Raw genomic sequence first — 14,814 nt, 5'->3', positions numbered from 1 at the left:
CTGGTTGGTGGCCGGAGGGAATCCCCGAACTACACCGGAAAGAACCTCGACGTTTCCCAACGCTGGAGGCCTTCCCGCTGGAGTTACGTTGCTGCGGCAGCGCTGGAGCCGCTTCCATTGCGGCGCAGCTGTGACGCAGGGATGGGCGTCAGGTCGGTGAGGACGGCGCAGATGTCGCCCTTGTTGTCGCCCCAGTCGGGCACCTGCAGAGCGAAGGTCGCGCGGAAGGTGCCGGGGACGCATTTTTTCTGGAGGGCTTCGTCGCGGGTGCGGAGGGCGCCCACGGTGACAACGGTTTCGCCGTCATCGCCGAGCAGGATGGACCGGGCGGCGAAGTGGGGGAATTTGTTGCCTTTGGCGGTGGTGCGCTCTTCGCTCTCAACGGTGAGGATGCGAACGGTGGAGGAAAAGGTGGTCATAGTGAAATTCCTTAAATCGATGGTTGATGTGTTGCCGGAACCCGGCCCGAAGCCCTCGCGCGAAGGCTTGAGGCCGGGTTCACAGCGCAATCACTTCAAGAAGCGCGCAGGGTTTGCAATCGCCCTTGCCACCACCTGCCCAATCGACAATGGCATTGCCGGTGCGGACGCGAACGACGCGGCCACGGTAGGAGCCCATGCGGACGGTGCAGCCCCTGCGGACGTAGCGCAGGCCGGTTTTGTCGCGGTTGATGGAGCCGAGGGGGTTTTTGTTTTCGGTGGTCATGACTGCGCCTCCCGAAGAACTGACCGCCGAAGGGCTGTCACCGCAGCTTGAATAGAGGACCGCATAATGTTGCGAACCACCACGGAGGAAGAGCGATGGAGCTTTACATGGGCGCTAAATCCACCACGAAGATTCCCGGTGAGCAGATGCTGCTCAAGCCCTTTGAGCGCGTCAGCAAGCCGGTGCCTGGAAAGCCCTACTCCCGCGTTTGCATTAAGGACGGTGCCGGAGAAATACGGTTCGTTCTGGAGTTCGCGTCGAGCGACGAGCACGAAAGCTTTTGTGCTCGTATCGAAAAGGCCAACTTTCATGACAGCCTCGTGATAGATCATGAGGAAGAAGATGAGGATGGCAACGTCGAGTACTGGAACGAGATCATTGAGGACCCGCAGTTCTGGGCCGTCTATGTTCATGGACCAGCCAAGCCGGTCCGAACCAAGGTTCCACCCGTCGAGGAGTAGGGCGCCCCCCTCATGCCCAACGTCTTTAGTGGCCATTGAGCAGCTCCACTGTGCAAGTGGTCGCGCCTGCACGCATGACCATTTCGACCCAATCGGCACACTCGCGGAACGTGTTGGCGGACAGGGTTTCAGGAGGATCAACCTTGTCCATCGGCCATGTCATCGACAGCCGGAAGCGCTGATGGGTGCACACCCCCTGCCCGGAATCGGCGCCGGAGGCACCCGGGGCCTCATCGTTTACAGCAGGGGGAGTGCTCGGTAAAACGCTTACAGTTTCTCGACCAACCACAGGAGGGGTTATGTCTGCAGCAGACTGGATAGGGTGGTTTTTCGCAATTGCCCCGTTGGGCGTTTTCGCGTTGATGGGCCTTTGGACGCTGTACGCGCTGGTTAAAGCCGCAGTGCGCGAGGGAATCAGGGAATCGGGCCTGATCGAGGAGGTACGTCGGGCCGGCTTTAGACGGGGTGCAGATTGATCTTTCATGGAGTGCCTTCCAAAGTGCTAAAGTTGCGATAACAGCAATTAATTCGCTGTTTGTGATTTTCATAATTACTTGCGTAAATCGCAAATTGGAGTTTCCTATGAACATTGCCGAACTCATAGCAATTGCAAGTGTGCGCAGTGGGAAAAAGAAAAAGGAATTGGCCGAGGAAATGGGCCACAAAGGCCAAACTCGACTAAGCAGAATCAGCAGCGGGGAAGCCGCACCGGAAGCTTCGGAAATCGTTTACTTAGCGCAGGCAGCGCAACTGCACCCAATAGAAACATTGGCAGAAATCGAGAGCGAGCGGCACCCAGAATTTGCCAAGATCTGGAAAGCCGTTGTTAGCAAGGGCACGTGGCTCAATACTTGATTGGTGACCTGCAGGGTTGCAATGAACCGCTGCAGCGCCTGCTGCACAAAATTGATTTCTCCGCGAGCCGCGACACGCTGTACGTGCTGGGCGACCTGGTCAACCGCGGCCCGGACTCGCTCGGTGTGCTGCGCAGCCTGCACGGCCTGGGCGATGCGGCGCAGTGCCTGCTGGGCAACCACGACCTCAACCTGCTCGGCATTCGCCACGGACTGCGCAAGCCGCACCGCAGCGACACGGTGCAGCAGGTGCTGGACGCGCCCGACGGCGAGGCCCTGCTCGACTGGCTGCGGCACCGCCGCATGGCGATGCATGAACATGGCTGGCTGATGGTGCATGCCGGCGTGCTGCCGCAATGGAGCACGGCGCAAACCGTGGCGCTGGCCGCCGAAGTGGAGTGCGTTCTACGCGGCCCGGACCTCGCCGGGTTTCTGAAAGGCATGTACGGAAATACGCCCAACCGGTGGCAGGACAGCCTGGACGGGGCCGACCGGCTGCGCGTGATCGTCAACGCCCTGACACGCATGCGTTTTTGCACAGCCGACGGCGCGATGGAGTTTGCCACCACAGGCGGCAGCCAGACGGCATTGCCCGGCTATTTACCGTGGTTTGAAGTTCCGGGAAGGAAAACGGCCGCCACACCGGTGGCGTTTGGCCACTGGTCCACCCTGGGCGCCGACCATGCCGCAGCCGGCACCGCCGGACTGCTGCACAACACTTTGCCGCTGGACACCGGCTGCGTCTGGGGCGGCTGCCTGATGGCCGCGCGGCTGGGCAGCGCACCGGGCCAGTTCGAACCCATCAGCGTGCAGTGCCCAGAGGCGCAGCAGCCGGGCTGAACTCGTCAAAGTCTTGAGTGTTTTTGGCCTCCAGCCCAATAAGGACGGGCGCAAGCAGCTATCAATAACGTAGCGACTAAGATCTTCCAGCGTGCCGGAGCGCCGCCTCGTCCGACAGGGCACGCGCCACACTGGCCGACAGCAGCAACACCGCCGAGGAAAAATAAATCCACATCAGCAGCACCACCAGCGAACCGGCCGCGCCATAGGCAGACACCACGGCCGCGGTGGACAGGTAAATCGCCATCAGGTATTTGCCCAGCGCAAACAGGATGCTGCCGGCAATGCCGCCCATGACCAGGTAACGCAGCGAGGGCTTGGGGCCGGCACTCATGCGCATCAGCGCGACGAACAGCACGGCGGAAAACCCCATGGACACCAGCTCGTTGACCACCACCGCGATGCGCTCCAGCGGCATGTAGGCGCCGGCCCAGCTGGTCAGAAAACTCAGGAAGGCAGAAATGGCCAGCGACACCAGCAGCAGGAAGCCAAAGGCCAGGATGTAGGCAATGCCGCGCAAGCGCAGCGAGGCGCTGTACCACCACTTCTGCTGCGGCACCACGCCGGTGTCCTGGCGCCAGAGCCGCTCGAACGCGTCCTGCAGCTCGGCAAACACGCCGGTGGCACCCGACAGCAGCAGCACAAAAGCAATCAGCGAGGCCAGCAGGCCATCGGACGGTTTGCGCGCGCTGGCCAGCGCCTGCTGGATGAGCTGCGCACCCTGCTCGCCGATGACGCCGCCTATCTGCGCGATGAGGCTGGCCTCGATGTAGCTGCGGTCCAGCCACCAGCCCAGCACCGCCACCAGCAGCACCAGCAGGGGCGCCAGGCTGAGAACGCCATAAAACGACATGGCCGCGCTCATGCGCAGACCATCGGCGTCTATCCACAGCCGCACGGCGCGCCGCACCGGGCGGACCAGGACGGGAAGCGAAGAGTGTTGGTAAGCGCTGCGCAAGCCGGCGTACAGGGAACTCATGGCGCCAGATTAGCCCGGGCGGCCGGGCAAAGGCATCAGATAGCTGCGCAGGAAAAAGTAGGCGCGGGCCGACCACCTGCCGCAAGGCGGCCGCCGGCGCGCGGCCTCAACTGCTTGTCTTGAACAGTGCGGCGACTTTTTTCTTCGGCTTGATGTTGGCCGACACGCCGCGCGACGTGCCGCTCTTGACGGCCTCTTCCCAGGCCGGCTGCGCTTCGGCCGGCAGGCTGGATTCGTAGGGCTTGTCAAAGAAGGGGTCGCGCGACATGGCTTGGCGCTGGGGTGCCGGCTCGCGCCGTTCACGCCTTTCGCGCGGCGCTTCTTCAGCATCGCGCACCGGCTGGTCGCCACTGTCGCGGTACATGCGGCGGCCGTCGTTGATGCGGCCCTGCTCCTTGATGCGCGGTTGGTCTTCCTCAAACTCCATGGGCTCGAGCTCGATCTTGGTCTTGATGAGTTTTTCAATGTCGGCCACGAGGCGCTGGTCGCTGCTGGAGGCAAAACTCACAGCCAGGCCCGAGGCGCCGGCACGGCCGGTGCGGCCGATGCGGTGCACATAGTCTTCGGCGTTGAAGGGCACGTCGAAGTTGAAAACCGCCGGCACGTCCTTGATGTCCAGCCCGCGCGCGGCCACGTCGGTGCACACCAGCAGATCGACTTCGCCCTTCTTGAAGGAATCCAGCGCCTTCAGGCGTTCGTCCTGGCTCTTGTCGCCGTGCAGGGCGGTGGTTTTCAGGCCTTCGCGCTCGAGCGAACGGGCCAGACGCGCGCAGCCGAGTTTGCTGTTGACAAACACAAAGGCCTGCTTGAGGCCGCGGGCCTTGAGGATCTGGTGCAGCGCGCGGCGCTTGTCGTCGGCATTGACGGCGTAGAAATGCTGCTCCACCGTGGAAGCGGTGGCGTTGGAACGCGCCACCTCGATGGTCACCGGGTCCTGCAGGTAGCTCGAGGCCAGGCGCTTGATCTCGGGCGAGAAGGTGGCGGAAAACAGCAAGGTGATGCGCTGCTTGGGCAGATAGCTCAGGATGCGCTGCAGGTCGGGCAGGAAGCCGATGTCCAGCATGCGGTCGGCTTCGTCGAGCACCACGTATTCGACCTGGTTGAGCACGGTGTTTTTGGCTTCGATGTGGTCCAGCAGGCGGCCCGGCGTGGCGACCAGCACCTCAACGCCTTTTTTGAGCTCCAGCGTCTGCGGCTTCATGTCCATGCCGCCGAACACCACGGTACTGCGCAGGTTGGTGTACTTGGCATACAGCTCCACCTGCTGCGCCACCTGAACCGCCAGTTCACGCGTAGGCAGCAGCACCAGCGCGCGCACCGGGTGGCGGGCCGGCGAGGTGGAAGCGTTTTCGTGTTTCATCATGCGCTGCAGCAGGGGCAGTGCAAAAGCGGCGGTTTTACCGGTGCCGGTCTGCGCGGCGCCCATCACGTCCTTGCCCTGCAGCACAACTGGAATGGCCTGCTCCTGGATGGGGGTCATGGTTTCGTAGCCCATTTCGGCGACGGCGCGGGCCAGCGGTTCTGCCAGCGAAAGATTCGAGAAGGAGGATGTCATAAAAAAGCTCGGCGTGACTCTTGCGGTTGTGTGTAGCGGGTTGGCGCGCGGGCCGGATTCAGTGACCGGGGCGCGTTGGGTGCCAACAGCACAGCCATCGGCAAAAAGGTAACGCCGCAGACCGCCGGATTGCGATCACCGATCACAGGGCTTGTGCAGAGCTTCCTCAGCCCTCTATTGTCGCACTTTGGGCGAAATCGCCTGCCGGCGACCCTCCAAGCCCCCGGGGAGCAGCCGGTACCCTCAGACTCCTGGCTGCGGGACAAGCTGATTTGCTACCAATTTAATAGCTGCTTGCGCCCGTCCACAAAGGGCTGGAGCCCTGTTTTCTATAAATTCCGGGTGTTGAAGGTGTCGCAGGCCTTGACGTTGCCCTGCTGCAGGCCGGTGTTGAACCAGCGGGCGCGCTGGGCACTGGTGCCATGGGTGAAGCTTTCGGGCACCACCGCGCCACCGCGTGCGCCCTGGAACGCATCGTCGCCAATTTTGGCGGCGGCATTCATGGCTTCCTCGACATCGCCCTGTTCCAGGATGCTGCGCGCGCGTTGCGCGTGGTGTGCCCACAGGCCGGCAAAACAGTCGGCCTGCAACTCCAGCCGCACGCTCATGGCGTTGTATTCCGTCTTGCTGACGCGGCCGCGCATCTGGTCCATCTTGCCGGTGATGCCGAGCTGGTTCTGCACGTGGTGACCCACCTCGTGGGCAATGACATAGGCCTGGGCAAAGTCGCCGGGCGCGCCCAGTCTTTTCTGCAGGGTTTCATAAAAGCCAAGGTCAATATAGACACGCTGGTCGGCCGGGCAATAAAAAGGACCCATGGCCGCCTGGCCCTGGCCGCAGGCCGTGGCAGTGGCGCCGCGAAACAGCACCAGCCGGGGCTCCTGATAGGCAGCGCCCCCTTTGGAAAACACGTCCTTCCAGACATCCTCGGTGTCGGCCAGAACCGTCGATACAAATTTGGCCATGCGGTCGTCCGCCGGCGGGCGCTGTGCCGGCCCCTGCTGAACCTGAGCGGTCGGTGTGCCGCCGCTGAGCAGGCTCAGAATGGTCAGCGGATTGATGCCGAAAATCCAGCCACCCACGAGCGCCACGACAATCGTGCCAATGCCGATGCTGCGGCCGCCCAGCAGACCGCCTCCTCCACCGCTGCTGCGGCGGTCTTCCACGTTGTCCGACTCGCGGTTGCCTTCCCACTTCATGACTGGCTTTCGTTGGTGCTGGCGCCACCGGTGACGCCAGCCATGCAGAGTACTTTACCTGCGCTTTCCATGCAGAAACGGAACATTTCGCAGCTTGCGGCATCCCATTGAACATGAAGGCCCTTCTTTTCCGTGCGCGTGTTTTTCCCGTCCTGTTGTCAGCCGTCCTGCTGAGCGCCTGCGCAAGCCCGCTGGTCACGCAGGTCACCCACTTCAATCAATGGCCGGCGGACGCCGCCGGCAGCACTTTCAGCTTTATCAAGCCACCCGCCAGCCCCTGGGGGACGACCGGCGAGCTGGAACAGGCCACCTACGAACGCCATGCGCAGCTGGAGCTGGAAAAACAGGGCCTCCGGCTGGCCGCTGCCGGCCAGCGGGCCCGCATGCTGGCGGAGCTGAGCACGGTCAGCCAGGCGCAGCAAAGAAGTTACATGGAGCCTGTCTATCACGACCCGCTGTTTTTTCACCCGCCGCGCCGCAACGCCGCCGGCCAGTATTTCCCGGGCTTCTGGGGGCCAAGCCCTTTCGGCCCGACCTATGTGGGCGACCGGGTGGTGCCCTACACCGTGCAGTACAGCCAGCTCACGCTGCGCCTGCTGGATACCCAAAGCGGCCCGCCGGGACAGCCACGGTCGGTGTTCGAGGCGCGCGCCGTTTACGAGGGCGATGCAGCGCTGGCCGCCGTCGCCCCCTACCTGGTGCGCGCCGCGCTGGACGGTTTCCCGGGCCAGAACGGCCAGGTGAAAAACGTCCGCTTCGACCGGGAAACCGGTGCGCTGATCAAAAAATAAGCGGGCTGCTGCGGCCTTCCGGACTGGCGGCATGACCTGCTTCACAATGGCGCCATGCCAGGCTCCATCACTCCCCTCCCGCGCGTCCTGCTGACGGGCTTCGATGCATTTGGCGGCGACAGCCTGAACCCGAGCTGGCTGGCCGTGCGCCCGCTGCATGGCAGGCGCATCGCCAGCCACCAGGTGGTGGCGGCCCAGTTGCCGACGGTGTTTGAAGCCTCGCTGGCCGAGCTGGAACATCAGTTGCGCCTGCACAAGCCGGCATTGGTGATTTGCGTGGGGCAGGCCGGCGGGCGAAGCGCCATATCGCTGGAGCGTGTCGCCATCAATGTGAATGACGCCCGCATTGCCGACAATGCCGCCGCCCAACCCGTGGACACCCCCGTCATCGCCGGTGGACCCACGGCTTACTTCAGCACGCTGCCGATCAAGGCCATGCTGCAGGCGCTGCAAAGCGAAGGGCTGGCGGCCGAGGTTTCGCAGACGGCCGGCACCTTTGTCTGCAACCATGTTTTTTACGGCCTCATGCACCAGCTGGCCACCCGGCGCGGGTTCAAGCGCACGCGCGGCGGGTTCATGCATGTGCCTTACCTGCCCGAACAGGGCAGCCCCAGCATGACGCTGGACGAGCTGGTGCGCGGGCTGCGGGTGGCCATTCGCGCGGCCTTGACGACGCAGCGCGACATTGCCCAGGGCGCAGGAGCGATCAGTTGACCTGTTCTGGCGCGGGCTCGTCCCGCAGCAGCCGCCAGACCAGCCAGCTTCCGACCAGGGCATTGCTGACGGCAAAACCGGCAACGATCAGGGTGGCCCAGGTGTCCAGCACACGGTTGTGAACAATCCAGGCCAGGGCGGCTGACAGGGCATTGAGCGCCATGGCCATCCAGAACAGGGGGTTGCGGGGCTGGAACAGGCGGCTCAATTTCATGCGAGGAATGCTAACCGCTTCCTGCTTCCCATCTTGCCCAGCGTTCCTCCAGAGCTTTGCGAGCGACCGGTTCTTGCATCGCGTAGCGGCAGCGGGTTTAACGGACAGCGTTGAAAGTCGCAGGCATCAGACCCGTGGCACCAACCGGCGCCACGGCAGGACCACCGGCAAGCAGTGCGCCGCCATTTGCATTTCCAGCCACAGTGGCCCCGCTGCCGTCGTTGTAGGGGTCAGCCCTGGCCTGCCGCATGCAGGTATTGAGGGCCGTGCCCCGCAGGTTTTCCACGCAATACGCGATGGCGCTGTTCCGCGATGCCAGGAGGGATTCGCGCGCGTGGGCTTTTTGGACTTCGCCGCTGGCCACTGCGGCAATGGCGACGAGCAGGCTGACCACCAGCACCAGCCCCGCGCCGAAGTAAAGGTACTCGCGCGGTACGGTGTTGTAGCTTGGAAAATGGTGGGGCAAGTGGGCGGAAAACATGAACAGACTCCTCGTTACGTCTGTTTCGATGCTAGGTAGCCGCCGAGACTGTTTCCCGCTGTGCTTTGCTTGTCACTTTGTAGGATAAAACCGCTTCCCCCCGACTGAGGGTTCACCCGGGTCGGGGCGGCACAGTGCCCGTCCCGGCTGGCTTACCATCTGGTATGCCCGTTACATCTTCCCTGCTGAGCGCCGAACAGACAGCGAACCGCCTGCCCTATGCCGCCTTGACCGAAAACATCGCGCGGCTGTTGCGCGATCCTTCGGTGCAGGTGCCGCCAAGAATGGTTCTGCCCCTGGCTGGTGGAGGCAGCCTGTTTGCCATGCCCGCCGCAGACCACCAGGTGGCGGTGACCAAGCTGATCATCTTCACGCCCGCCAATGCGGGCACACCACGCGCGACCATCCAGGGCGATGTCGTGGTGTTTGACGTTGCCACCGGCGAACGCCGGCTGGTACTGGATGGCCCCACCGTCACGGCGCGACGCACGGCGGCGGTCTCCCTGCTGGCGGCGCAGCGGCTGGCTCCGTCTGCCGAGGGTCCGCTGCTGATCGTCGGCGCGGGCGTGCAGGGCAAAGCCCATCTCGAAGCATTTGCCGAAGGCCTGGGTATTCGCGAGGTCCTGATCGCCTCGCGCAGCGCGTCCAGCGCAGACGCGCTCGCGCAGCATGCCCGGTCGCTGGGCCTGAAGGCCAGCGTGGCACAGGACGCCAACGCCGCGCTCGCCGATTGCCCGCTGGCGGTGACCTGCACACCGGCCGGCGGCGCGGTGCTCGGCAACATGCCGCGCCAGGATGGATTCATCAGTGCCGTCGGGGCCTTCACGCCGCACATGACGGAGCTGGAACCCGGTCTCTGCCGCCACTTCGCGGAACACGGCGCGGTGTTCCTGGATACGGCTGACGCTCGCCACGAAGCCGGCGATCTGCTGCAGGCCGGCCTGGATGTGACCCGCTTCGCGACACTGGCCGATGTGATGACCCGGACGATTGAAAGACCGGCCGGGCCCGTGCTTTTCAAGAGCTGCGGCTGGGCCGGCTGGGACCTGGCAGCGGCCCGGACAGCCCTGGCGCGGTAAAAAAAGCGTCTGTCGTTCTGTCCACCCCTGTTGATCCACCGCAAGCGAGTCCGCTCTTGCCCTTTTTAGACTGAAGCCCATGAAACTTCAATTCCTCGGCGCCACCGATACCGTGACCGGGTCCAAATACCTGATCGAACACGACAAGGCCAGGGTGCTGGTCGATTGCGGCTTGTTCCAGGGCTACAAGCTGCTGCGCCTGCGCAACTGGGCACCGCCGCCGGTGAAGCCGTCCTCGATCGACGCGGTGATCCTGACCCACGCACACATCGACCACAGCGGCTACCTGCCCCTGCTGGCGCGCCAGGGTTTTCGCGGCAAGGTGTTCTGCACACCCGCCACCTACGACCTGTGCCGCATCCTGCTGCCCGACTCAGGCCACCTTCAGGAGGAAGAGGCCGAATACACCAACCGCCACAAACTGTCGAAACACAAGGAAGCCCTGCCGCTGTACACGCGCGAAGACGCCTTGCAATGCCTCAAGCTGTTTCAGCCCGTTCCTTATGACAAGGACTGGCAACCGGTTCCCGGCCTGCATGCCCGACTGACACCTTCGGGCCATATGGCCGGCTCGTCGTTTGTCAGGCTGGACGACGGATCACGTTCCATCCTGTTTTCCGGGGACATCGGCCGGCCCAACGACCTGGTGCTCAAGGCCCCCGTGCAGATGGATGGCGCCGACTACCTGGTGGTGGAATCCACCTATGGCGACCGCCCGCACAAGAACTCGGACCCATTGCTGGAACTGGGCAAGGTGATCAACCGCACCGCCGCGCGCGGTGGCGTGGTGGTGATCCCGGCCTTCGCCGTGGGCCGGGCCCAGAGCCTGCTGCACTGCATCCAGCTGCTCAAGGCGCAGGGCGTGATCCACGACATTCCGGTCTACCTCAACAGCCCCATGGCGGCCAGCGCCATGCAGGTTTACATGAAACACAAATCGGAACTGCGGCTCACAGCCGCCGAGTGCGATGCGCTGGCGCATGCCGCACACATCGTGCAAACGCCGGAAGAATCGCGGCTGCTCAATGCACGGCACGGCCCGATGGTGATCGTCGCTGCCAGCGGCATGGCCACGGGCGGTCGCGTGGTGCACCACCTCAAGGCCTTTGCGCCCGACAAACGCAACACCATTTTGTTTGCCGGTTTTCAGGCCGGCGGTACACGTGGGGCTGCGATCGCAGGGGGCGCACCGTCGGTGCGGATCTTCGGCGAGGACGTACCCATCCGGGCCGAGGTCGCCATGCTGGACGACCTGTCGGCCCATGCCGACGCCGCCGAAATTGTAGGCTGGCTCAAGGGATTCAAGGCACCGCCCAAACAGACCTTCATCACGCACGGCGAGCCCGCTGCTGCCGACGCGATGCGCCAGCACATCGAGCGCGAGCTGCGCTGGAACGTCCACATGCCCTTCTACCTCGAAACGGTCACGCTCCGCTAACGCCGCCTGGGCCGCAAGGTGGTCAGGCCAGGCCGCACCACTCGGCAAAACGGTGGAAGGCATCCGCCCAGAGCGCCCAGGCAGCCGCGAGGATCAGCAAGCCACCGGCCGCGCGTGTCCCCCAGTCCTGCTTGAGCTTGTTGCCGCGGCCCTGCAGCTTGTCGTACAGCAGCGGCACCAGCATCAGCGACACGCTGCTGCCCGTCGCGAACAAGGCCATGGACAACGCGCCTTCCAGCGGCCCGCCGCTGAGGGAAGCCACCAACAAGGCGGAATACAGCAAACCGCAGGGCATGAAAGCCCATAACGCGCCGGTGACAAAAACGCCGCCGCGTGCCGTGGCCAGCGGCCGGATGTGCGACCAGACCGAGCGGCCGGCCTCGCTGACCCAGGCCGGCTGACGAGCCTGCGCCAGCAGCATCAGCCCCCAGAGCAGAACCACCAGGTGAAACAGCGTCCACACCGGACGCAGTGCCGCGGTATTCGCGGTGAGCCAGGCCAGGCTTTGCACCGCCGCGGCCGCTGCGGCGCCGGCCAGCGAATACCCCACCAGGCGCCCGGCCTGGAAGCTCCACAGTGAGCGATGCGACGAGCCTGCGCCCTGACGCGGGCCCAGACGTGAAATGCCGGCACAGGCTGCACCGCACATGGCCGCACAATGCGGGCCGCCGGCCAGCCCCATCAGCAGGGCCGTCATGGCCAGTGTGGTGGACATGGCGGAACCTCTCAGATGATGCGCGAGAACCTCGCGCGGTTGCGGTCAGCCTGCAGGTAGCGGTCAAACACCATGGCCACGGCGCGTACGAAGAACCAGCCCTGCGCCGTCACCTGGATGCCGGATTCGTCCAGCAGGACCAGCCCCGCATCGGCCAGACCGCGCAGCTGTTCCAGCTCGGCCGCGAAATAACTGCGGAAGTCCAGCAGCCAGGCCAGCTCGATGGACTCGAAGAGCACCTGGCCCTGGCACATGAGCGCCATGATCACCGCCCGGCGCGCCAGGTCATCACGGTTGAGCGCCAGCCCCCGCACCACCGGCAGGCGGCCCTGGTCGAGATGGTCGCAGTACTCTTCCATCGTCTTGGCGTTCTGGCTGTAGGTCGCGCCTATGCGGCCAATGGCCGAAACACCCAGGCCGATGAGATCGCAGTCAGGCTGGGTGCTGTACCCCTGGAAGTTCCGATGCAGCCGGCCCTGGCGCTTGGCCACAGCCAGCGCATCGTTGGGTAGCGCAAAGTGGTCCATGCCGATGTAGACGTAGCCCGCGGCCATGAAAGCAGCGAGCGACTGCGACAGCATGGCGACCTTGGCCGCAGCGCCAGGCAGGTCGGCTGTGACGATGCGCCGCTGCGGCTTGAAGCGCTCTGGCAGATGAGCATAAGCGTACAGTGCAATGCGGTCGGGCTTGAGCTGCACCACCTGGGCCAGTGTGCGTGCAAAGGATTCGGGGGTCTGGCGCGGCAGGCCATAAATCAGGTCGACATTGATGGAATCGAAACCCACCTCGCGCGACTGGGCCATCAGCTCGCTGACCTGCTCGAAAGGCTGGACGCGGTGCACGGCTTTCTGGACATCGGGGTCAAAATCCTGCACACCGAAACTCAGGCGGTTGAAGCCGAGGTCTGCCAGGTTGCGCAGGCGCGTGGCATCCACGGTGCGCGGGTCGATTTCGATGGAATATTCGCCGCCGGGTACCAGCGTGAAGCTGCGTCGCAGCATGTCCATGAGCTCCTTGAGCTCGTCGTCGGACAGGAAAGTGGGTGTGCCGCCGCCCAGGTGCAGCTGCGTGACTGTCTGGCCGCGGCCGAGCTGGTCTGTATGCAGGTCTATCTCGCGCCCCAGGTAGCGCAGGTAGCTGGTTGCACGGTTGTGGTGCTTGGTGATGATCTTGTTGCAGGCGCAGTAGTAACACAGCGATTCACAGAACGGGATGTGCACATACAGCGACAACGGCAAGGCTAGAACGGACGGGCCGGCGCGCCGCTGCGCCAAGGCCTGGCCATAGTCGGCTGCAGTGAAGGCTTCGACAAAGCGGTCAGCCGTTGGATAGGACGTATACCGCGGCCCCGGAATATCAAATCGTTGCAGCAGGTCGGGCAATACAGTGGTCATTGCAGGTTTCTCGTGGTAATAGCCAAACTGTGCCGTGTCCAGCCCTGTCAGCTTTTGATCTGGATCAAACGCGCCGGGGCGGTGGGCCGGACAATTTGACAAAGATCATCAAAGGCATAGTCATGAAGGAAATCCCTGTGCACACAACGGCCGCAGACCTGTTAACCGCTTCGACTTCACAGCCCATGGACGGAAAAACAATCAAAGTCGCCTGCTCCAACTGCAACCTGCGCGAGCTGTGCATGCCTGTCGGCCTGAGCCCGCAGGAACTCGCCCGCATTGACAATGTGGTGGCCACCCGCCGCAAGGTCAAGCGCGGTGCCACGCTGTTTCGCAACGGCGAAATCTTCGAGTCCCTGTTTGCCATCCGCACCGGTTTCTTCAAGACCTGCATCATGTCAGGCGACGGCCGGGACCAGGTCACCGGCTTCCAGATGGCGGGCGAGATCATCGGGCTGGACGGCATCGTCAGCGACCGCCACACCTGTGATGCCGTTGCTCTGGAAGATGCCGAGGTCTGCGTCATGCCTTTCAACCGCATCGGAGAACTGGCACGCGAAATCAATGCGCTGCAGCACCATGTGCACCGCATCATGAGCCGCGAGATCGTGCGCGAACACGGCGTGATGCTGCTTCTGGGCAGCATGCGGGCCGAGGAACGTGTGGCCGCCTTCCTGCTGAACCTGGCGCAACGGTTGCACGCGCGCGGCTTTTCCGGGTCGGAGCTGGTGCTGCGCATGACACGCGAGGAAATCGGCAGCTACCTCGGCATGAAACTCGAAACCGTGAGTCGCACTTTTTCGAAATTTGCCGAAGACGGCGTCATTGAGGTCCGCCAGCGCCATGTGCGGATACTGGACATCTCCGCACTGCAGTCCATCGTCAACCAGCAGGGCTGCAACTAGTTCACCAGGGTTTTGCCGGCAGCGGCATCGCTGCCGCGCACCACCAGGACCGGCCCCGGCGCGTGACGGACGATCTGTTCAGCGTCGCTGCCCATCAGCGCACGGCCTATCCCGCGCCGGCCGTGGGAGCCGACCACGACCAGGTCGGCTTTCACGCTGGCGGCCTGTTCCACCACATGCTCCCAGAGCCGGCCCGGCCCACCCACGATCAGCACGCTGTCGGTCTCCACCCCTTTGTCTTCCGCCTTTTTACGGGCGTGCGCGAGAAGTTTCTCACCGGCCCCCTGCATCAGCGGAACAATGTCGTTGAGGTAGTTCATCGCCGGCTCGAAGCCGTTGACGTAGCTGAGTTCGTCCACCACATGAAGCAGCCGCAGCCGGGCACCCGTCAGTTGGGCCAGGCGGATGGCTTCATCAAGCGCCTTGTCCGACGTCGGGCTGCCATCGATAGGCATGAGGATCTGGTGGTAAGTGGACATTTTTTTCTCCA

19 protein-coding genes are annotated in these 14,814 nt (G+C 63.8%); 9 read left to right on the top strand and 10 right to left on the bottom strand.

Translation table 11 applies throughout. From position 1 onward, the window contains the following. Positions 1 to 83 precede the first annotated feature (83 nt). Both WA904_RS18965 and WA904_RS18960 read right to left on the bottom strand, forming a co-directional pair. Positions 84 to 419, bottom strand: coding sequence for a hypothetical protein (locus tag WA904_RS18965; RefSeq protein ID WP_425198686.1), 336 nt, complete (start codon positions 417 to 419; stop codon positions 84 to 86). A 79-nt stretch (positions 420 to 498) separates the two neighbouring features. Next, positions 499 to 705 (bottom strand): hypothetical protein, encoded by a 207-nt coding sequence (locus tag WA904_RS18960; protein WP_425198685.1) that lies wholly within the window; start codon positions 703 to 705, stop codon positions 499 to 501. A gap of 95 nt (positions 706 to 800) precedes the next feature. Here WA904_RS18960 and WA904_RS18955 point away from each other — a divergent pair, with 95 nt between their 5' ends. The 4 genes from WA904_RS18955 to WA904_RS18940 all read left to right on the top strand — a co-directional run bounded on the left by WA904_RS18955 (position 801) and on the right by WA904_RS18940 (position 2,860). Continuing rightward, the gene (locus WA904_RS18955) at positions 801 to 1,166 is read left to right on the top strand and encodes a hypothetical protein (RefSeq protein ID WP_425198684.1); all 366 of its coding nucleotides are present in this window, start codon (positions 801 to 803) and stop codon (positions 1,164 to 1,166) included. Positions 1,167 to 1,465: 299 nt separating this feature from the next. Beyond that, on the top strand, positions 1,466 to 1,642 hold the full coding sequence (locus WA904_RS18950) for a hypothetical protein (protein ID WP_425198683.1): 177 nt from the start codon (positions 1,466 to 1,468) through the stop codon (positions 1,640 to 1,642). A 106-nt stretch (positions 1,643 to 1,748) separates the two neighbouring features. After that, entirely contained in the window at positions 1,749 to 2,021 is a 273-nt protein-coding gene (locus WA904_RS18945; RefSeq protein ID WP_425198682.1) for a hypothetical protein, read from the top strand. After that, positions 2,006 to 2,860, top strand: coding sequence for a symmetrical bis(5'-nucleosyl)-tetraphosphatase (locus tag WA904_RS18940; RefSeq protein ID WP_425198681.1), 855 nt, complete (start codon positions 2,006 to 2,008; stop codon positions 2,858 to 2,860). Before WA904_RS18945 ends, WA904_RS18940 begins: the two co-directional genes overlap by 16 nt. A 76-nt stretch (positions 2,861 to 2,936) precedes the next feature. Here the strand turns inward: WA904_RS18940 and WA904_RS18935 are convergent, their stop codons facing one another. From WA904_RS18935 to ypfJ, 3 genes are all read right to left on the bottom strand, one after another. Then, positions 2,937 to 3,839 (bottom strand): YihY/virulence factor BrkB family protein, encoded by a 903-nt coding sequence (locus WA904_RS18935; RefSeq protein ID WP_425198680.1) that lies wholly within the window; start codon positions 3,837 to 3,839, stop codon positions 2,937 to 2,939. Positions 3,840 to 3,945: 106 nt separating this feature from the next. Next, on the bottom strand, positions 3,946 to 5,394 hold the full coding sequence (locus WA904_RS18930; RefSeq protein ID WP_425198679.1) for a DEAD/DEAH box helicase: 1,449 nt from the start codon (positions 5,392 to 5,394) through the stop codon (positions 3,946 to 3,948). Positions 5,395 to 5,723: 329 nt separating this feature from the next. Beyond that, positions 5,724 to 6,593 carry a KPN_02809 family neutral zinc metallopeptidase gene (gene ypfJ, locus WA904_RS18925; protein ID WP_425198678.1) on the bottom strand — a complete coding sequence of 290 codons (870 nt, stop codon included), beginning with the start codon at positions 6,591 to 6,593 and terminating at the stop codon, positions 5,724 to 5,726. A 113-nt stretch (positions 6,594 to 6,706) separates the two neighbouring features. On the opposite strand from ypfJ, the gene WA904_RS18920 reads away from it, so the two are divergent. After that, positions 6,707 to 7,384: a DUF4136 domain-containing protein gene (locus WA904_RS18920; protein ID WP_425198677.1), complete on the top strand. Its 678-nt coding sequence runs from the start codon at positions 6,707 to 6,709 to the stop codon at positions 7,382 to 7,384. Positions 7,385 to 7,438: 54 nt separating this feature from the next. Then, positions 7,439 to 8,098 carry a pyroglutamyl-peptidase I gene (gene pcp / locus WA904_RS18915; RefSeq protein ID WP_425198676.1) on the top strand — a complete coding sequence of 220 codons (660 nt, stop codon included), beginning with the start codon at positions 7,439 to 7,441 and terminating at the stop codon, positions 8,096 to 8,098. Here the strand turns inward: pcp and WA904_RS18910 are convergent. Together WA904_RS18910 and WA904_RS18905 are read right to left on the bottom strand one after the other, a co-directional pair. Beyond that, positions 8,091 to 8,312 carry a hypothetical protein gene (locus tag WA904_RS18910; protein WP_425198675.1) on the bottom strand — a complete coding sequence of 74 codons (222 nt, stop codon included), beginning with the start codon at positions 8,310 to 8,312 and terminating at the stop codon, positions 8,091 to 8,093. The two genes, pcp and WA904_RS18910, sit on opposite strands and share 8 nt — an antisense overlap. Before the next feature lie 97 nt (positions 8,313 to 8,409). Beyond that, a complete protein-coding gene (locus tag WA904_RS18905; RefSeq protein ID WP_425198674.1) occupies positions 8,410 to 8,793 on the bottom strand; it encodes a hypothetical protein in 384 nt (127 codons plus the stop codon). A 164-nt stretch (positions 8,794 to 8,957) separates the two neighbouring features. Between WA904_RS18905 and WA904_RS18900 the strand changes: the two genes are divergently transcribed. Next, the gene (locus WA904_RS18900) at positions 8,958 to 9,872 is read left to right on the top strand and encodes a delta(1)-pyrroline-2-carboxylate reductase family protein (RefSeq protein WP_425198673.1); all 915 of its coding nucleotides are present in this window, start codon (positions 8,958 to 8,960) and stop codon (positions 9,870 to 9,872) included. A gap of 79 nt (positions 9,873 to 9,951) precedes the next feature. After that, complete coding sequence (locus WA904_RS18895) at positions 9,952 to 11,310, top strand: MBL fold metallo-hydrolase RNA specificity domain-containing protein (protein ID WP_425198672.1); 1,359 nt, start codon at positions 9,952 to 9,954, stop codon at positions 11,308 to 11,310. 22 nt (positions 11,311 to 11,332) lie between these two features. Here WA904_RS18895 and WA904_RS18890 read toward each other — a convergent pair whose 3' ends face one another. Both WA904_RS18890 and hemN read right to left on the bottom strand, forming a co-directional pair. Then, on the bottom strand, positions 11,333 to 12,025 hold the full coding sequence (locus WA904_RS18890) for a sulfite exporter TauE/SafE family protein (RefSeq protein WP_425198671.1): 693 nt from the start codon (positions 12,023 to 12,025) through the stop codon (positions 11,333 to 11,335). 11 nt (positions 12,026 to 12,036) lie between these two features. Then, a complete protein-coding gene (gene hemN / locus WA904_RS18885) occupies positions 12,037 to 13,419 on the bottom strand; it encodes an oxygen-independent coproporphyrinogen III oxidase (RefSeq protein ID WP_425198670.1) in 1,383 nt (460 codons plus the stop codon). 185 nt (positions 13,420 to 13,604) lie between these two features. Between hemN and WA904_RS18880 the strand changes: the two genes are divergently transcribed. After that, a complete protein-coding gene (locus WA904_RS18880) occupies positions 13,605 to 14,324 on the top strand; it encodes a helix-turn-helix domain-containing protein (protein ID WP_425198669.1) in 720 nt (239 codons plus the stop codon). Here WA904_RS18880 and WA904_RS18875 read toward each other — a convergent pair. Continuing rightward, positions 14,321 to 14,803: a universal stress protein gene (locus WA904_RS18875; protein ID WP_425198668.1), complete on the bottom strand. Its 483-nt coding sequence runs from the start codon at positions 14,801 to 14,803 to the stop codon at positions 14,321 to 14,323. The genes WA904_RS18880 and WA904_RS18875 overlap by 4 nt on opposite strands. Positions 14,804 to 14,814 lie beyond the last annotated feature (11 nt).

Source organism: Polaromonas sp. (genome assembly GCF_049790275.1).
Lineage (GTDB): Bacteria > Pseudomonadota > Gammaproteobacteria > Burkholderiales > Burkholderiaceae_C > Polaromonas.
Note: the sequence above shows the minus strand (reverse complement) of the source record. Positions and strands in the feature narration are given on the sequence as shown.

Coding starts and splice junctions, on each gene's coding strand:
- WA904_RS18965 (WP_425198686.1), bottom strand. CDS start 419: ATGACCACCTTTTCCTCCACCGTTCGCATCCTCACCGTTGAGAGCGAA.
- WA904_RS18960 (WP_425198685.1), bottom strand. CDS start 705: ATGACCACCGAAAACAAAAACCCCCTCGGCTCCATCAACCGCGACAAA.
- WA904_RS18955 (WP_425198684.1), top strand. CDS start 801: ATGGAGCTTTACATGGGCGCTAAATCCACCACGAAGATTCCCGGTGAG.
- WA904_RS18950 (WP_425198683.1), top strand. CDS start 1,466: ATGTCTGCAGCAGACTGGATAGGGTGGTTTTTCGCAATTGCCCCGTTG.
- WA904_RS18945 (WP_425198682.1), top strand. CDS start 1,749: ATGAACATTGCCGAACTCATAGCAATTGCAAGTGTGCGCAGTGGGAAA.
- WA904_RS18935 (WP_425198680.1), bottom strand. CDS start 3,839: ATGAGTTCCCTGTACGCCGGCTTGCGCAGCGCTTACCAACACTCTTCG.
- WA904_RS18930 (WP_425198679.1), bottom strand. CDS start 5,394: ATGACATCCTCCTTCTCGAATCTTTCGCTGGCAGAACCGCTGGCCCGC.
- ypfJ (WP_425198678.1), bottom strand. CDS start 6,593: ATGAAGTGGGAAGGCAACCGCGAGTCGGACAACGTGGAAGACCGCCGC.
- WA904_RS18920 (WP_425198677.1), top strand. CDS start 6,707: ATGAAGGCCCTTCTTTTCCGTGCGCGTGTTTTTCCCGTCCTGTTGTCA.
- pcp (WP_425198676.1), top strand. CDS start 7,439: ATGCCAGGCTCCATCACTCCCCTCCCGCGCGTCCTGCTGACGGGCTTC.
- WA904_RS18910 (WP_425198675.1), bottom strand. CDS start 8,312: ATGAAATTGAGCCGCCTGTTCCAGCCCCGCAACCCCCTGTTCTGGATG.
- WA904_RS18905 (WP_425198674.1), bottom strand. CDS start 8,793: ATGTTTTCCGCCCACTTGCCCCACCATTTTCCAAGCTACAACACCGTA.
- WA904_RS18900 (WP_425198673.1), top strand. CDS start 8,958: ATGCCCGTTACATCTTCCCTGCTGAGCGCCGAACAGACAGCGAACCGC.
- WA904_RS18895 (WP_425198672.1), top strand. CDS start 9,952: ATGAAACTTCAATTCCTCGGCGCCACCGATACCGTGACCGGGTCCAAA.
- WA904_RS18890 (WP_425198671.1), bottom strand. CDS start 12,025: ATGTCCACCACACTGGCCATGACGGCCCTGCTGATGGGGCTGGCCGGC.
- hemN (WP_425198670.1), bottom strand. CDS start 13,419: ATGACCACTGTATTGCCCGACCTGCTGCAACGATTTGATATTCCGGGG.
- WA904_RS18880 (WP_425198669.1), top strand. CDS start 13,605: ATGGACGGAAAAACAATCAAAGTCGCCTGCTCCAACTGCAACCTGCGC.
- WA904_RS18875 (WP_425198668.1), bottom strand. CDS start 14,803: ATGTCCACTTACCACCAGATCCTCATGCCTATCGATGGCAGCCCGACG.